Below are 13203 nucleotides of genomic sequence, written 5' to 3'. Positions count from 1 at the left end.
GCCTGCCGCCTGCCCGGCAGCGCGACGCAACACGACACAGTTCACGGGAGGGGCCCGGCAGGGTGCGCTCAACGCGTACCCCCGGGCCCTGTTCCGTCTCCCCATGTTCCCCCTTGGCCCTCCCAGCGCAACGACGCGCCTCCAGACCACCAGGAGATCGCCATCACCGCATCCGACCCCGTCCCCCCGCGCGAGGACGGCACCCCCAGCGCGGGGACGGCGACACCGGCCGTCGAGCTGCGCGGCATCACCAAGCGCTTCCCGGGTGTCGTGGCCAACCACGACATCAACCTGACCGTCCGCACCGGCACCGTGCACGCCCTGATGGGTGAGAACGGCGCCGGCAAGTCGACGCTGATGAAGATCCTCTACGGCATGCAGAAGCCGGACGAGGGCACCATCGCGATCAACGGCGAGCTGTGCGAGTTCCACACCCCCGGCGACGCCATCTCCCGCGGCATCGGCATGGTGCACCAGCACTTCATGCTCGCCGACAACCTCACGGTGTGGGAGAACGTCGTCCTCGGCGGCGAGAAGCTCCACGGCATCGGCGCCAAGGCGAAGGCGAAGATCAAGGAGATCTCCGACCAGTACGGCCTGGGCGTGCGCCCGGACGCCCTGGTCGAGGACCTCGGCGTCGCCGACCGCCAGCGCGTCGAGATCCTCAAGGTGCTGTACCGCGGCGCCAAGATCCTGATCCTGGACGAGCCCACGGCCGTGCTCGTCCCGCAGGAGGTCGACGCGCTGTTCGACAACCTGCGGGACCTCAAGTCCGAGGGCGTCACCGTCATCTTCATCTCGCACAAGCTGCACGAGGTGCTCGCGGTGGCCGACGCGATCAGCGTCATCCGGCGCGGCACCACGGTCGGCGACGCCGACCCGAAGGCCGTCACCGCCCGCCAGCTCGCCGAGCTGATGGTCGGCGCCGAGCTGCCCTCCCCGGAGAGCCGCGAGTCGACCGTCACCGACACCGTGATGCTCGACGTCGAGGGCCTGCGGATCGCCAAGACCGACGCCGAGGGCATCGAGCGCGTCGTCCTGGACGACATCTCGCTGCGCATCCGCAAGGGCGAGATCCTCGGCATCGCCGGTGTCGAGGGCAACGGCCAGGCCGAGCTGGTCGAGGCCGTCATGGGCATGCTGACGCTGAACGCCGGCACCGTCACCCTGGACGGCAAGGACCTCTCCGGCACCCTGACCCGGGCCCGCCGCGAGGCCGGCATCGGCTACATCCCCGAGGACCGCCACAAGCACGGCCTGCTGCTGGAGGCCCCGCTCTGGGAGAACCGCATCCTCGGCCACGTCACCGAGGCGCCCAACTCCAAGGGCCTGCTGCTGGACCCGGCCGCCGCCCGGACGGACACCTGGCGGATCGTCGAGGAGTACGACGTCCGCACCCCCGGCATCGAGGTCACCGCGGCCTCGCTCTCCGGCGGCAACCAGCAGAAGCTGATCATCGGCCGCGAGATGAGCCACCAGCCCAAGCTCCTGATCGCCGCCCACCCCACCCGTGGCGTGGACGTCGGCGCGCAGGCGCAGATCTGGGAGCACATCCGGGTCGCCCAGCGGGCCGGCCTGGCCGTCCTGCTGATCTCCGCGGACCTGGACGAGCTGATCGGCCTGTCCGACACCATCCGGGTCATCTACCGCGGCCGCCTGGTCGCCGACGCCGACCCGGCCACCGTCACCGCCGAGGACCTCGGTACCGCGATGACCGGTGCCGCCAGCGGCCACCTGGAGTCCGAGCCGGAGGCCGTCGCCGAGGCGCAGGCCGTCGCGGCCGAGGGCACCGAGGCCGGGCACCAGCCCACCGACACCGCCGACGACCCGCAGGCGGGGGAGTAACCCATGACCAGTCCCAATCCCGCAGCCGCGAAGCCCGGCCTGGCCCAGCGGTTCAGCGGTGAGCGGATCGTGCTCGCGCTGGCGGCGCCGGTGCTCGCGGTCCTGCTCTCCGTGGCGATCTGTTCCGTCCTGCTGGCGACCTCGGGCAAGAACCCGTTCGACGCCTGGAACGTGATGCTCACGTACGCCAGCAAGTCGGACGGCCAGGTGGGCATCCTCAACCGGTCCACCACCTACTACCTGGCCGCCGCGGCCGCCGCGTTCGGGTTCCGGATGAACCTGTTCAACATCGGCGTCGAGGGCCAGTACAAGGTCGCGGCGCTGTTCGCGGCCTTCGTCGGCGCCAAGGTGGACCTGCCGGCCTTCATCCAGATCCCGCTGCTGCTGGTCACCGCCATGCTGGTCGGCGGCCTGTACGCGAGCGTCGCCGGTCTGCTGAAGGTCTACCGCGGCGTCAGCGAGGTCATCTCGACCATCATGCTGAACTCGATCGCGACCGCGATCATCGGTCTGCTGCTCGTCCCCGGCATCTTCGCGCCGAAGACCAGCGGCACCACCAACTCGATCCAGACCGAGCCGATCTCGCAGTCCAGCCACTTCTTCGCGATGGAGACGGCCGGCGGGACGCTCTGGGGCTTCATCTTCGTCGCCGCCCTGGTCGGCGTGGTCTTCCAGTTCGTGCTGACCCGCACCCGCTTCGGCTTCGACCTGCGCGCCACCGGCCGCTCGGAGTCCGCCGCGACCGCCTCCGGCGTGAACGTCAAGCGCATGGTGGTCATCTCGATGGTCGTCTCCGGCGCCATCGCCGGTCTGATCGGCCTGCCGGAGCTCCTGCAGAACTCGCACTACTTCGGCCAGAGCTTCCAGCCCGGCCTGGGCTTCCTGGGCATCTCGATCGCCCTGCTCGGCCGGAACAGCCCGATCGGCATCGCCTTCGCGGCGCTGCTGTTCGCCTTCCTGGACGTCACCGGCTCGGTGCTGCCGCTCCAGGGCGGCTTCCCCTTCGAGATCGTCGACGTCATGAAGGGCACCATCGTCATCTGCGTCGTCGTCGCGTACGAGCTGGTGCGCCGCTACGGCCTGAAGCGCCAGCAGCAGAAGGTCGGCGCCCAGCTCGCCGCCCAGGCCGCCGCGACCAGCAACAAGGAGGTTGCGGCATGAGCCAGAACTTCACGGTCGATTACTGGAAGCGGATCGTTTTTCCGCTCGGAGAGCCGTCGGGCGGCCCCGCGAAGAAGCGCAAGCTGTCCTGGCCGGTCGTCCTGCTGCTGATCGCGGGCGCCCTGGTGCTGTTCTCCGCCGTGGGCATGGCCACCGGCAACCACTCGCTGACCTCCTCCGGGCAGATCACCGCCGCGCTCGGCGCGGCCGTGCCGATCGGCATGGCCGGTCTGGGCGGTCTCTGGTCCGAGCGGGCCGGCGTGGTCAACATCGGTCTCGAAGGCATGATGGTCGCCGGCACCTTCTGCGGTGCCTGGGCGGGCTACCTGGTCAACCCGTGGGTCGGCCTGCTGGCCGGCATGCTGGGCGGGGCGCTCGGCGGCCTGCTGCACGCGGTCGTCACCGTCACCTTCGGCGTCGACCACATCGTCTCCGGCGTCGGCATCAACCTGCTGATCCCCGGCATCTGCGCGTACGTCAACCGGATCTACTACAAGGACTACGTCTCGGCCGGTGCCGGCCAGAACCAGTCCCCGCCGGCGGACCCGCTGCCGTACATCACCGTCCCGGGCCTGTCCTCCGGGCTGAAGAGCATCGAGAACCACCACTGGTTCCTGGTCTCGGACGTCGCGGGCGTGCTCGGCGGCCTGGTCACCAACATCTCGGTGGTCGTGCTGGTGGCCGGCGCGCTGATCGTGGTCAGCTACTTCGCGCTCTGGCGCACGGTGTTCGGCCTGCGGCTGCGCTCCTGCGGCGAGAACCCGACCGCCGCCGAGTCGCTGGGCGTCAACGTCTACAAGTACAAGTACCTCGCGGTCATCGCCTCCGGTGCCTTCGCGGGCCTCGGCGGGGCGTACCTCTCGCTGGTCGCGGCGCACTTCTACAAGGACGGCCAGACCCTCGGCCGCGGCTTCATCGGCCTCGCCGCGATGATCTTCGGCAACTGGATGCCGGGCGGCCTCGCCATGGGCGCCGGCCTGTTCGGCTTCACCGACAGCCTCCAGCTGCGCGACCCGGAGTCGGTGCACGTGATGATCCTGATCGTGGGCATCGCGATGGTGCTGCTCGCGCTCTGGCACCTGTACCGCCGCAAGTACACCGCGACGGTGGCCTCCTTCGTGGTGGCGGCCGGCCTGATCGCCTGGTACTCGTTCACCGACGAGGTGCAGCGCCCGCTGATCGTCGCCACGCCGTACCTGATCACCCTGGTGGTGCTCTCGCTGGCCGCGCAACGGCTGCGGATGCCGAAGGCGGACGGCCAGATCTACCGCAAGGGCCAGGGCAAGTGACCGCCGACGGGCCCGCGGCGCCGCCCGCGATCGACTGGGAGCTGCTGCGTTCGGCGGCGCGCGAGGCCATGGGCCGCGCGTACGCGCCGTACAGCAGGTTCCCGGTCGGCGCGGCCGCGCTGGTGGACGACGGCCGGGTGGTCACGGGCTGCAACGTCGAGAACGCCTCGTACGGGCTGGGGCTGTGCGCCGAGTGCGGGCTGGTGTCCGCGCTGCACTCCTCCGGCGGCGGCCGGCTGGTCGCCTTCACCTGTGTGGACGGCGCCGGCGAACTGCTGATGCCGTGCGGGCGCTGCCGCCAGCTGCTGTACGAGCACGGCGGGCCGGGGCTGCTGATCGAACTGGCCTCGGGCATCAAGCCGATGAGCGAGGTCCTGCCCGACGCGTTCGGGCCGGAACGGCTCTAGCCTCCCTTTCTGTTACGCGCGTAGAGTGTCGCGAGTGGGCCGGAACCCGGTCATCTCGCGACACTCTTCGCTTTTGAAACCCCTCTTGGAGCACGCATGGACGCCATCTCCGTCATCAGGACCAAGCGCGATCGCGGAGAACTGAGCGACGCTCAGATCGACTGGGTCATCGACGCCTACACCCGCGGCGAGGTCGCCGACGAGCAGATGTCCGCACTGGCGATGGCGATCCTGCTGAACGGCATGAAGCCGCACGAGATCAGCCGCTGGACCGACGCCATGATCCGCTCCGGCGTCCGGATGGACTTCTCCTCGCTGCCGCTGCCCACCAGCGACAAGCACTCCACCGGCGGCGTCGGCGACAAGATCACCCTGCCGCTCGCCCCGCTGGTCGCCGCCTGCGGCGCCGCCGTCCCGCAGCTCTCCGGCCGCGGCCTCGGCCACACCGGCGGCACCCTGGACAAGCTGGAGTCCATCCCCGGCTGGCGCGCCCTGCTCTCCAACGAGGAGATGATGGACGTGCTGGGCTCCGTCGGCGCGGTGATCTGCGCGGCCGGCGACGGCCTCGCGCCCGCCGACAAGAAGCTGTACGCGCTGCGCGACGTCACCGGCACCGTCGAGGCCATCCCGCTGATCGCCTCCTCGATCATGTCGAAGAAGATCGCCGAGGGCACCGGCGCGCTGGTCCTGGACGTCAAGGTCGGCTCCGGGGCGTTCATGAAGAACCTGGACGACGCCCGCGAACTCGCCCGCACCATGGTCGGCCTGGGCACCACCGCCGGGGTCAACACCGTCGCCCTGCTCACCGACATGTCCACCCCGCTCGGCCTCACCGCGGGCAACGCGCTGGAGGTCCGCGAGTCCGTCGAGGTGCTCGCGGGCGGCGGCCCGGCCGACGTCGTCGAGCTCACCCTCGCGCTCGCCCGCGAGATGCTCGCCGCGGCCGGCGTCCACGGCAAGGACCCGGCGGACGCGCTGCGCGACGGCACCGCGATGGACCACTGGCGCCGCATGATCGCCGCCCAGGGCGGCGACGTCGACGCCCCGCTCCCGGTCGCCCGCGAGCAGCACGTCATCCCGGCCCCCGCCTCCGGCGTGCTCACCACGCTGGACGCCTACGCGATCGGCGTCAGCGCCTGGCGCCTGGGCGCCGGCCGCGCCCGCAAGGAGGACCCGGTGCAGGCCGGCGCCGGCATCGAGATGCACGCCAAGCCCGGCGACACCGTGGTGGCCGGCCAGCCCCTGCTGACCCTGCACACCGACACCCCCGAGCGCTTCGACTACGCCGTCGAGGCCCTGGCCGGCGGCATCGAGGTCGCCCCGGCGGGCACCGCCTTCACCCCGAACCCGATCGTCCTCGACCGCATCGCGTAGTCATACGGCCACCGCGTGTGCGGCAGCGTGCTCTACGCTGCCGCACACGGGAGTCGACCGCTTCAAGAGGCGTATGCGGGGGACTGCCGAGGTCACCCGGGCGCTGTGGGCCCGGAAGGTCTGCGAGCCGGGTGACGAGGAGCCCGCACCCGCCACCCAGGTGCGGGCTCCTGTGCGTCAGGCGTACGTGAGCAGACTGCCGGTGTCGAGCGTCCAGGGGCCGACGGCGATCGTGTCGCCGAAGGCGAACTTCTCCCGGGACTCGTAGCCGGGTTCCGAGTGCACGACGCCCGTGCCCGTGCGGGGATCGACGAGCAGGTAGAACGGGATCCCCATGGCCGAGTAGTCGCGCACCTTGTCGTGGTAGTCGTTCTCCGGGTTGGACTTGGAGACGATCTCCACGACGAGCAGAACCTCGTGCGGGAGGACCGCCCGCTGCTCGCCCTCCAGGGTCGCCTCGGGGAACACCATCAGGTCCGGGTTGCGCAGTCGGCCGAGCCCCGCGTCCTGGAGGTCCGCGCCGTGGTAGGCGATGTGACCCGGGTGGGTCGTCGGCAACTGGGCGTTGAGCTGCCGGGAGAGGCGCAGCACGGCGAGCTCGTGGCGCTTCACGGGCGACATCATCATGACGATCTGGCCGTCGGCGATCTCGATCTTCCCTATCCCCGGCACCTTCGGCAGCTGATCCGCGATCTCGAGCAACCGGGCGTACACAGCAGGATCGATGCTCATATTCCGGAGTGTATCGGCGGCCGCCGTCAAGCGTCCGCGACCGTTCGCCGGGCGGTGGTGTGGGCCTGGCGGGTGGCGTAGAGGGTGACGGCGGCGGCGAGGGTCATGGCGGTGAGGCCGACGGTGGCGGCGCCGGGCCAGCCGGTGGCGTGGTAGGCGTCGGCGCCGAGGGTGCCGCCGAGGCTGTTGCCGAGGTAGTAGGCGATCAGGTAGAGGGCGGAGGCCTGGGCGCGGCCCTCGGTGGCGGTGCGGCCGACGGAGGAGGAGGCGGTGGCGTGGCCGGCGAAGAAGCCGGCGGTGATCAGGACCAGGCCGAGCAGGGCGCAGGTGAGGGATTCGGCGAGGGAGAGCAGCAGGCCGGCCGCGGTCACGCCGATGGAGACGTAGAGGGCGCCGCGCCGGCCGAGGCGGCCGGCGAGCCGGCCGGCCGCGGCGGAGGTGCCGGTGCCGACCAGGTAGACCACGAAGATCGAGGCGGCGATCGACTCCGGCAGGTGGAAGGGTGCGGCGATCAGCCGGTAGCCGACGGTGTTGTAGACCGCGCCGAACACCGCCATGAACAGCATGCCGAGCAGGTACAGCCGCAGCAGCAGCGGGTTGCGCAGGTGCCGTCCGACGGTGCGGGTGAGCGCGCGGGCGTCCACCTGGGCCGGGGTGAAGTGCCGGGCGGCGGGGATCAGCAGCCGGAAGGCGAGGGTGGCGAGCAGGGCGAGGACGGCGGAGGCGGCGAGGCCCCAGCGCCAGCCGAGTCCGGCGGCGGTCCAGCCGGAGAGCAGTCGGCCGCCCATGCCGCCGATGCTGTTGCCGGCCACGTACAGGCCCATCGCGGAGGGCAGGGCGCTGGGGTGGACCTCCTCGGCGAGGTAGGCCATGGCGGTGGCGGGGAGCCCGGCGAGGACGGCGCCCTGGAGGACCCGCAGGACGACGAGGGTGGTGAGGTCCGGCGCGAAGGGCAGGGCGAGGGCGAACGCGGAGGCGGCGAGGGTGGAGGCCGTCATCACCGCGGTGCGGCCGTACCGGTCGGAGAGCGCGCTGGCCGGGAGCAGCCCGAGGGCGAGGCCGAGGGTGGCGGCGGAGGCCGTCCAGCTGGCCTGGCCGGGGGTGAGGTCGAGGTCGGCCGAGAGGATCGGCAGCAGGCCCTGGGTGGAGTAGAGCAGGACGAAGGTCGCGACCCCGGCGGCGAACAGGGCGAGGTTGGCGCGGCGGAAGGCGCGCTGGCCGGGGCGGTGGCGGTCGTCGGCGGTGAGGGTGGTGGGGGCGGTGGCGGGGGCATCCGGGGTGGTCACGGATGCCCCGGTATCGGCGGGCTGCATGTCGTCGACCGTAGGCCTGTCGGCGTTGATGCGTCCAATGCATGAAGTGTGGATGATTGATGCACTGGCGTATGAGTCGAGGTGGTGCGGGGATGTCCGGTCTGGAATCGGTGGACGGTGGGGAACAGCGGTACCGGGTGGCCGAGTTGGGGCCGGAGGAGCCGGCCGTGCTGCTGGCGCCCCGGCTGGCCCGGTTCGCGGCGGTGGCCCGGCTGGAGCACGTGACCCAGGCGGCCGCGCTGCTCGGGGTGCCGCAGCCGACGCTGTCGCGCGCGGTGGCCGGGCTGGAGGAGGAGCTGGGGGTGGACCTGCTGGCCCGCCAGGGCCGTACGGTCCGGCTGACCAGGGCGGGCCGGCTGCTGCTGGCCTCGGTGGAGCGGGCGCTGGCCGAGCTGGAGCGGGGTGCGGAGGCGGCCCGGGCGGAGGCGGACCCGGCGGTGGGCCTGGTGGCCTTCGGGTTCCTGCACACGATGGGGCCGGACGCGGTGCCGGCGCTGCTGCGCGGCTTCCGCGCGGAGCACCCGCGGGTGCGGTTCCAGCTGGTGCAGGACTACGGCGCGGCGATGCTGGAGCGGCTGCGGGCCGGGGAGTTGGACCTCTGCCTGGTCGCGCCGCTGCCGGAGGACCCGGCGTTCGCCGCCCGGCCGCTGGACGAGCAGCGGCTGCACCTGGTCGTCCCGGCGGACCACCGGCTGGCCGGGCGGCGGCGGATCCGGCTGGCGGAGGTGGCGGAGGAGCCGTTCGTCGGGCTGGAGCAGGGGTACGGGCTGCGCGCGATCACGGACGGCTTCTGCGCGGAGGCCGGGTTCGTCCCCCGGCTGGCGTTCGAGGGGGAGGAGGCGGAGACGCTGCGCGGGCTGGTGGCGGCCGGGCTGGGGGTGGCGCTGCTGCCGCCGGCCCTGGTGCCGCGGCCGGGGGTGGTGGAGCTGGAGGTGGCGGCGCCGCGGACCCGGCGGGCGATCGGGTTGGCCTGGGCGGCGGGGCGGCCGTTGGCCCCGCCGGCGCGGGCGTTCCGGGACTTCGTGCTGTCCCGGCGCGGGCGGCTGCTGCAGCACGACTGAGAACGCCGTCGTGCGGCGCGACCGGGCCCGCCGCGGCGGCGGGTTGACGCTTTGGTGGATCGTATGGACCGGTCGGTGGAATTCCGGGTGGAGTTTGGACCATCCGGCGGTGTTCGCGGTGGTCGGTCTACGCGCGTAGGGGCTATATTTCCGCAATGGAACAGCAGATCCCCGTCACCACCGCGGGCACCGGCCCGCGCATCCCCACCCCCGACCAGATCCGCCGCGCGCCGAAGGTCCTCCTGCACGACCACCTGGACGGCGGGCTGCGCCCGGAGACCGTGGTCGAGCTGGCCGCCGCCTGCGGCTACCAGGGCCTGCCCACCACCGACCCCAAGGAGCTCGGCGAGTGGTTCCGCGAGGCCGCCGACTCCGGCTCGCTGGTCCGCTACCTGGAGACCTTCGCGCACACCTGCGCCGTGATGCAGACCCGTGAGGCGCTGATCAAGGTCGCCGCGGACTGCGCCGAGGACCTGGCCGCCGACGGCGTCGTGTACGCCGAGGTCCGCTACGCCCCCGAGCAGCACCTGGAGGCCGGACTGAGCCTGGACGAGGTCGTCGAGGCCGTCCAGGAGGGCTTCCGCCTCGGCGAGGCCAACGCCCGCGCGGCCGGCCACCGGATCCGCGTCGGCACCCTGATCACCGCGATGCGGCACGCCGCCCGCTCGCAGGAGATCGCCGAACTGGCCAACCGCCACCGGGACTCGGGCGTCGTCGGCTTCGACATCGCCGGTGCCGAGGCCGGCTACCCGCCCACCCGCCACCAGGCCGCCTTCGACTACCTCAAGGGCGAGAACAACCACTTCACCATCCACGCGGGCGAGGCCTTCGGCCTGCCGTCGATCTGGGAGGCCCTGCAGTGCTGCGGCGCCGACCGGCTCGGCCACGGCGTGCGGATCGTCGACGACATCACGGTGGGCGAGGACGGCACGGTCGAGCTCGGCCGGCTGGCCGCGTACGTGCGCGACAAGCGCATCCCGCTGGAGATGTGCCCGACCTCCAACATCCAGACCGGCGCCGCCGCCTCGTACGCCGAGCACCCGATCGGGCTGCTCAGCCGGCTGAAGTTCCGGGTCACCGTGAACACCGACAACCGGCTGATGAGCGGCACCAGCATGAGCCGGGAGTTCGGCCACGTGGTGGACGCCTTCGGCTACACCCTGGGCGACCTGGAGTGGTTCACGGTGAACGCGATGAAGTCCGCGTTCCTGCCCTTCGACGAGCGGCTGGCGATGATCAGCGACGTGATCAAGCCGGGCTACGCCGAGCTGAAGGCGGAGTGGCTGTTCAGCGCGGGCACCGGCGGCAACTGAGCCTCCGGGGCGCGGCGCCCCGGCGCGCGCCGGTCGGATGAACTCCAGGCTCCTGCAAGGGGGTTGGTGTTCATCCGACTACTCACTCGGGTGAGTGAACGCCCTTTGGCTCCCGCGTGACCTGCTCACTACGGTGTGCCAGTCATGCCGAAACGTCGCGGCGGCGGTCGCCCGTCCGCCGGTCCCGTGCGCGAAGTCGGCGACCGACGAGGACCCAAAGGGGACCAACCATGAAGCAGGCTCTCAAGGCCGCCGGTACCGCGGCGCTCGGCATCGCCATCGTGGCGGTCGGCGCCGGTGCCGCCTCCGCGGCCGACGGCCAGGCGGCCGGCGGCCTCGGGCTGCCCACCGGCGCGTTGACGAACCCGGCGGTGACCGGTGCGGTCACCGACACCGCCGCCAAGCTGCCCGCCGCCGGCAAGGTGACCGAGACGCTGGGCACCCTCGCCCCGAGCGTCGGCAAGGCCGTCCCCGCCGGGGACACCCCGCTGGCCGGCGTCACCGAGCAGCGCGCCGCCCAGCAGCGCGCCGCGCTCCCGACCATCCCCGGTCTGGACAAGACCCCGATCGGCGGGCTGACCAGCACCCTCCCGGCCATCCCCGGCCTGACCGGCTGAGCCACGGCCCACGGCACGGCGACGGGCCGCCCACCCCGGAGACCCCGGGGCGGGCGGCCCGTCGCCGTGCGGTGAGGCCCGGTCGCCCCCGGGCCGCTTGGTCGAGGGCGGGTCCCCGGGCCGCCGGGCTTACGGCTCCTGGGGGAGCAGCACCCAGAGGGCCAGGTAGAGCAGGAACTGGGGGCCGGGCAGCAGGCAGGAGAGCAGGAAGATCACGCGGACGGTCCACGGGGTCAGGCCGAAGCGTTCGGCGATCCCGGCGCAGACACCGGCGAGGACGCGGTTGCGGCGAGGACGGGCGAGGCGCGCACTCATGATTCTCTCCCTGTGGTGGCGGCCCGGTCCGGCAGGTCCGGCGGGCTGGTTCCATCCTCCGCCGCCGTCGGCCCCCGGGCCTCAGCCCGGCAGGTGATTCCCGGCCCCGAAGGGTCACCGGGGAGTCGTAGCCGGATGTCGGGGTTCCCTCGGGGTGGTCCCGTGGAACCGGGCGCGGTCCTCGGTCCGGACCGCCGGACGGGGCTCGGTAGGATGCTGCCGATCGCGGTCGGCCGGGGGGCGGACGAAAGCCCGACACTGTTGCGAAACGATCTCCCGTGCAAGCGATTTCACGTCCTGATGGGTTCTCTCCCGCATTCTCCCGTGAGGTTGGATTGCACATTCGGCAGCGCAGATTCCTGACCGCGACCACCGCCGTCACCCTGGCCTCCGGCCTGGCCGCCGTCGGGGTCGCGGCCGTCTTCGCCGCGCCGGAGGCCGTCGCGCTGTCCCCGGGCGCCCGGACCCGACCCTCGCCGGTCACGATCGCCTTCGGCGGCCTTCCCGGCACCGTCACGGCGGGGGGCGCGCCGGTGGAGTTCACCGCGACGCTCCGGAACACCGCCGACCACCGGCTGGACGTGCCGTCCTCGGCCTTCGTCGTCGCGGACGCCGGCACCGGCGCGGGGCAGGGCCACTTCCGGCTGGAGTACCGGGCGCCCGGCGGCACCCGGTGGCAGGACGCCAGGGCGAACCCCGCGGGCACGGGCGCCGTCTGGGCGCTCGACCAGCCCGCCGTGCTGTCGCTGCCGGCCGGCGCCGAGGCCGTCTACCGGCTGCGGCTCACCGTCACCGCCGACGCCCCGGCCGGCCGGGTGGCGCCGGGCTTCGACTCCGCGGTCTCGGACCCGGCCCTGCCGCCGGAGCAGCGCTCCACCGACGCGAGCAGCGGCCGCCCGGAGCTGGTCATCGTTCCGGCGGGGGCGCCGACCACCGCGCCGGCGACCGCACCGGCCACGGCGCCGCCCGCCCCGGCGGCCACCGCGGAGGTCGGGCTCCACGGGGTGCCCGTCGTGTTCACGGTGGGCGGCGAGGCGAAGCCGTTCACACTGGTCCTCACCAACCGGAGCGGCCGGGAGCTGCGGGTCGTGCCCGCGGTCGTGTTCCAGGGGGCGGCCGAACTTCCTTCGGACACGGTCGAGTTGGAGTTCCGTGGCGCCGACGGGCAGTGGCGGGGCGCCACCCCGGGCCGCGGCCCGGGGCACCCGAACCGGCTCGACTTCGCGCTGCGGACCGGGGACGGGGACGCCGACGTCATCACGCTGGCGAAGGGCGAGAGCCGCACCGTCGACCTCCGGCTGGCCTTCACCAAGGACGCGCCGATCCTGTTCGAGTCCCTGACGGCCGTGTCGCGCACCCTGCCGGAGCGGGGCGAGAGCGCGGCCGAGGCGGCCGGTCCGGCGGCCGACTTCATCACCGTGGCCGCGACGGGCGCCACCGCCGCACCCGCTCCGACCTTCGTGGACTCCGCCCCGGACCCGGACGTGCCGGAGCGGGCCGCCGCCCCGGTCCTCCCGGTCGTGCGGGCCACCGGCACGTCGCCGAGCCCGGCGGGGGCCGGCTCGCCGGTGGTCACCGCCGCCGCCCCGGCCGGGGACGGCGGGCTGGCCTCCACCGGCGGCGGCAGGGCCACGGAGCCGATGGCGATCACCGGGGCGACCGCGATCGCCCTCGGCCTCGGCACCCTGGTGGTGGCGTGGCGCCGCAACCGCGTGCGGGGCGGCACCGGGGACTGAGCCGGACACGCCGGAAGGCCCGCCCGTCGCCGCTTCGCAG

12 protein-coding genes are annotated in these 13203 nt (G+C 72.9%); 9 read left to right on the top strand and 3 right to left on the bottom strand.

Annotated elements, in window-relative coordinates:
• Positions 1-324 precede the first annotated feature (324 nt).
• From ACFY4B_RS33440 to ACFY4B_RS33420, 5 genes are all read left to right on the top strand, one after another.
• A complete protein-coding gene (locus tag ACFY4B_RS33440; RefSeq protein ID WP_387974267.1) occupies positions 325-1845 on the top strand; it encodes an ABC transporter ATP-binding protein in 1521 nt (506 codons plus the stop codon).
• A gap of 3 nt (positions 1846-1848) precedes the next feature.
• Positions 1849-3006 (top strand): ABC transporter permease, encoded by a 1158-nt coding sequence (locus tag ACFY4B_RS33435; RefSeq protein ID WP_375877438.1) that lies wholly within the window; start codon positions 1849-1851, stop codon positions 3004-3006.
• Positions 3003-4295: an ABC transporter permease gene (locus tag ACFY4B_RS33430; RefSeq protein WP_049649191.1), complete on the top strand. Its 1293-nt coding sequence runs from the start codon at positions 3003-3005 to the stop codon at positions 4293-4295. Before ACFY4B_RS33435 ends, ACFY4B_RS33430 begins: the two co-directional genes overlap by 4 nt.
• Entirely contained in the window at positions 4292-4702 is a 411-nt protein-coding gene (locus ACFY4B_RS33425) for a cytidine deaminase (protein WP_049649192.1), read from the top strand. Before ACFY4B_RS33430 ends, ACFY4B_RS33425 begins: the two co-directional genes overlap by 4 nt.
• Before the next feature lie 96 nt (positions 4703-4798).
• A complete protein-coding gene (locus ACFY4B_RS33420; protein ID WP_049649193.1) occupies positions 4799-6076 on the top strand; it encodes a thymidine phosphorylase in 1278 nt (425 codons plus the stop codon).
• Between the two features lie 177 nt (positions 6077-6253).
• On the opposite strand, the gene ACFY4B_RS33415 is transcribed toward ACFY4B_RS33420, so the two are convergent.
• Both ACFY4B_RS33415 and ACFY4B_RS33410 read right to left on the bottom strand, forming a co-directional pair.
• Entirely contained in the window at positions 6254-6808 is a 555-nt protein-coding gene (locus ACFY4B_RS33415; RefSeq protein WP_063780018.1) for a Uma2 family endonuclease, read from the bottom strand.
• A gap of 26 nt (positions 6809-6834) precedes the next feature.
• Entirely contained in the window at positions 6835-8121 is a 1287-nt protein-coding gene (locus tag ACFY4B_RS33410) for an MFS transporter (protein ID WP_387974245.1), read from the bottom strand.
• Positions 8122-8213: 92 nt separating this feature from the next.
• Between ACFY4B_RS33410 and ACFY4B_RS33405 the strand changes: the two genes are divergently transcribed.
• From ACFY4B_RS33405 to ACFY4B_RS33395, 3 genes are all read left to right on the top strand, one after another.
• A complete protein-coding gene (locus ACFY4B_RS33405; RefSeq protein WP_387974242.1) occupies positions 8214-9182 on the top strand; it encodes a LysR family transcriptional regulator in 969 nt (322 codons plus the stop codon).
• Between the two features lie 155 nt (positions 9183-9337).
• Positions 9338-10495: an adenosine deaminase gene (locus tag ACFY4B_RS33400; RefSeq protein WP_049649196.1), complete on the top strand. Its 1158-nt coding sequence runs from the start codon at positions 9338-9340 to the stop codon at positions 10493-10495.
• Between the two features lie 230 nt (positions 10496-10725).
• Positions 10726-11112: a hypothetical protein gene (locus ACFY4B_RS33395; protein ID WP_049649197.1), complete on the top strand. Its 387-nt coding sequence runs from the start codon at positions 10726-10728 to the stop codon at positions 11110-11112.
• A 129-nt stretch (positions 11113-11241) separates the two neighbouring features.
• Here the strand turns inward: ACFY4B_RS33395 and ACFY4B_RS33390 are convergent, their stop codons facing one another.
• Complete coding sequence (locus tag ACFY4B_RS33390) at positions 11242-11427, bottom strand: PspC domain-containing protein (protein WP_049649198.1); 186 nt, start codon at positions 11425-11427, stop codon at positions 11242-11244.
• Between the two features lie 335 nt (positions 11428-11762).
• On the opposite strand from ACFY4B_RS33390, the gene ACFY4B_RS33385 reads away from it, so the two are divergent.
• On the top strand, positions 11763-13163 hold the full coding sequence (locus ACFY4B_RS33385; protein ID WP_387974239.1) for a hypothetical protein: 1401 nt from the start codon (positions 11763-11765) through the stop codon (positions 13161-13163).
• Positions 13164-13203: the final 40 nt, after the last annotated feature.

This window comes from Kitasatospora sp. NPDC001261 (assembly GCF_042896795.1).
Taxonomy (GTDB): domain Bacteria; phylum Actinomycetota; class Actinomycetes; order Streptomycetales; family Streptomycetaceae; genus Kitasatospora.
The sequence above is the reverse complement of the archived record's forward strand: the minus strand, read 5'-3'. Positions and strand labels throughout refer to the sequence as shown.

Bases quoted from the DNA above. Each gene is read 5' to 3' on its own strand.
- ACFY4B_RS33440 (WP_387974267.1), top strand. From the start codon at position 325: ATGGGTGAGAACGGCGCCGGCAAGTCGACGCTGATGAAGATCCTCTAC.
- ACFY4B_RS33435 (WP_375877438.1), top strand. From the start codon at position 1,849: ATGACCAGTCCCAATCCCGCAGCCGCGAAGCCCGGCCTGGCCCAGCGG.
- ACFY4B_RS33430 (WP_049649191.1), top strand. From the start codon at position 3,003: ATGAGCCAGAACTTCACGGTCGATTACTGGAAGCGGATCGTTTTTCCG.
- ACFY4B_RS33420 (WP_049649193.1), top strand. From the start codon at position 4,799: ATGGACGCCATCTCCGTCATCAGGACCAAGCGCGATCGCGGAGAACTG.
- ACFY4B_RS33415 (WP_063780018.1), bottom strand. From the start codon at position 6,808: ATGAGCATCGATCCTGCTGTGTACGCCCGGTTGCTCGAGATCGCGGAT.
- ACFY4B_RS33410 (WP_387974245.1), bottom strand. From the start codon at position 8,121: ATGCAGCCCGCCGATACCGGGGCATCCGTGACCACCCCGGATGCCCCC.
- ACFY4B_RS33405 (WP_387974242.1), top strand. From the start codon at position 8,214: ATGTCCGGTCTGGAATCGGTGGACGGTGGGGAACAGCGGTACCGGGTG.
- ACFY4B_RS33400 (WP_049649196.1), top strand. From the start codon at position 9,338: ATGGAACAGCAGATCCCCGTCACCACCGCGGGCACCGGCCCGCGCATC.
- ACFY4B_RS33395 (WP_049649197.1), top strand. From the start codon at position 10,726: ATGAAGCAGGCTCTCAAGGCCGCCGGTACCGCGGCGCTCGGCATCGCC.
- ACFY4B_RS33390 (WP_049649198.1), bottom strand. From the start codon at position 11,427: ATGAGTGCGCGCCTCGCCCGTCCTCGCCGCAACCGCGTCCTCGCCGGT.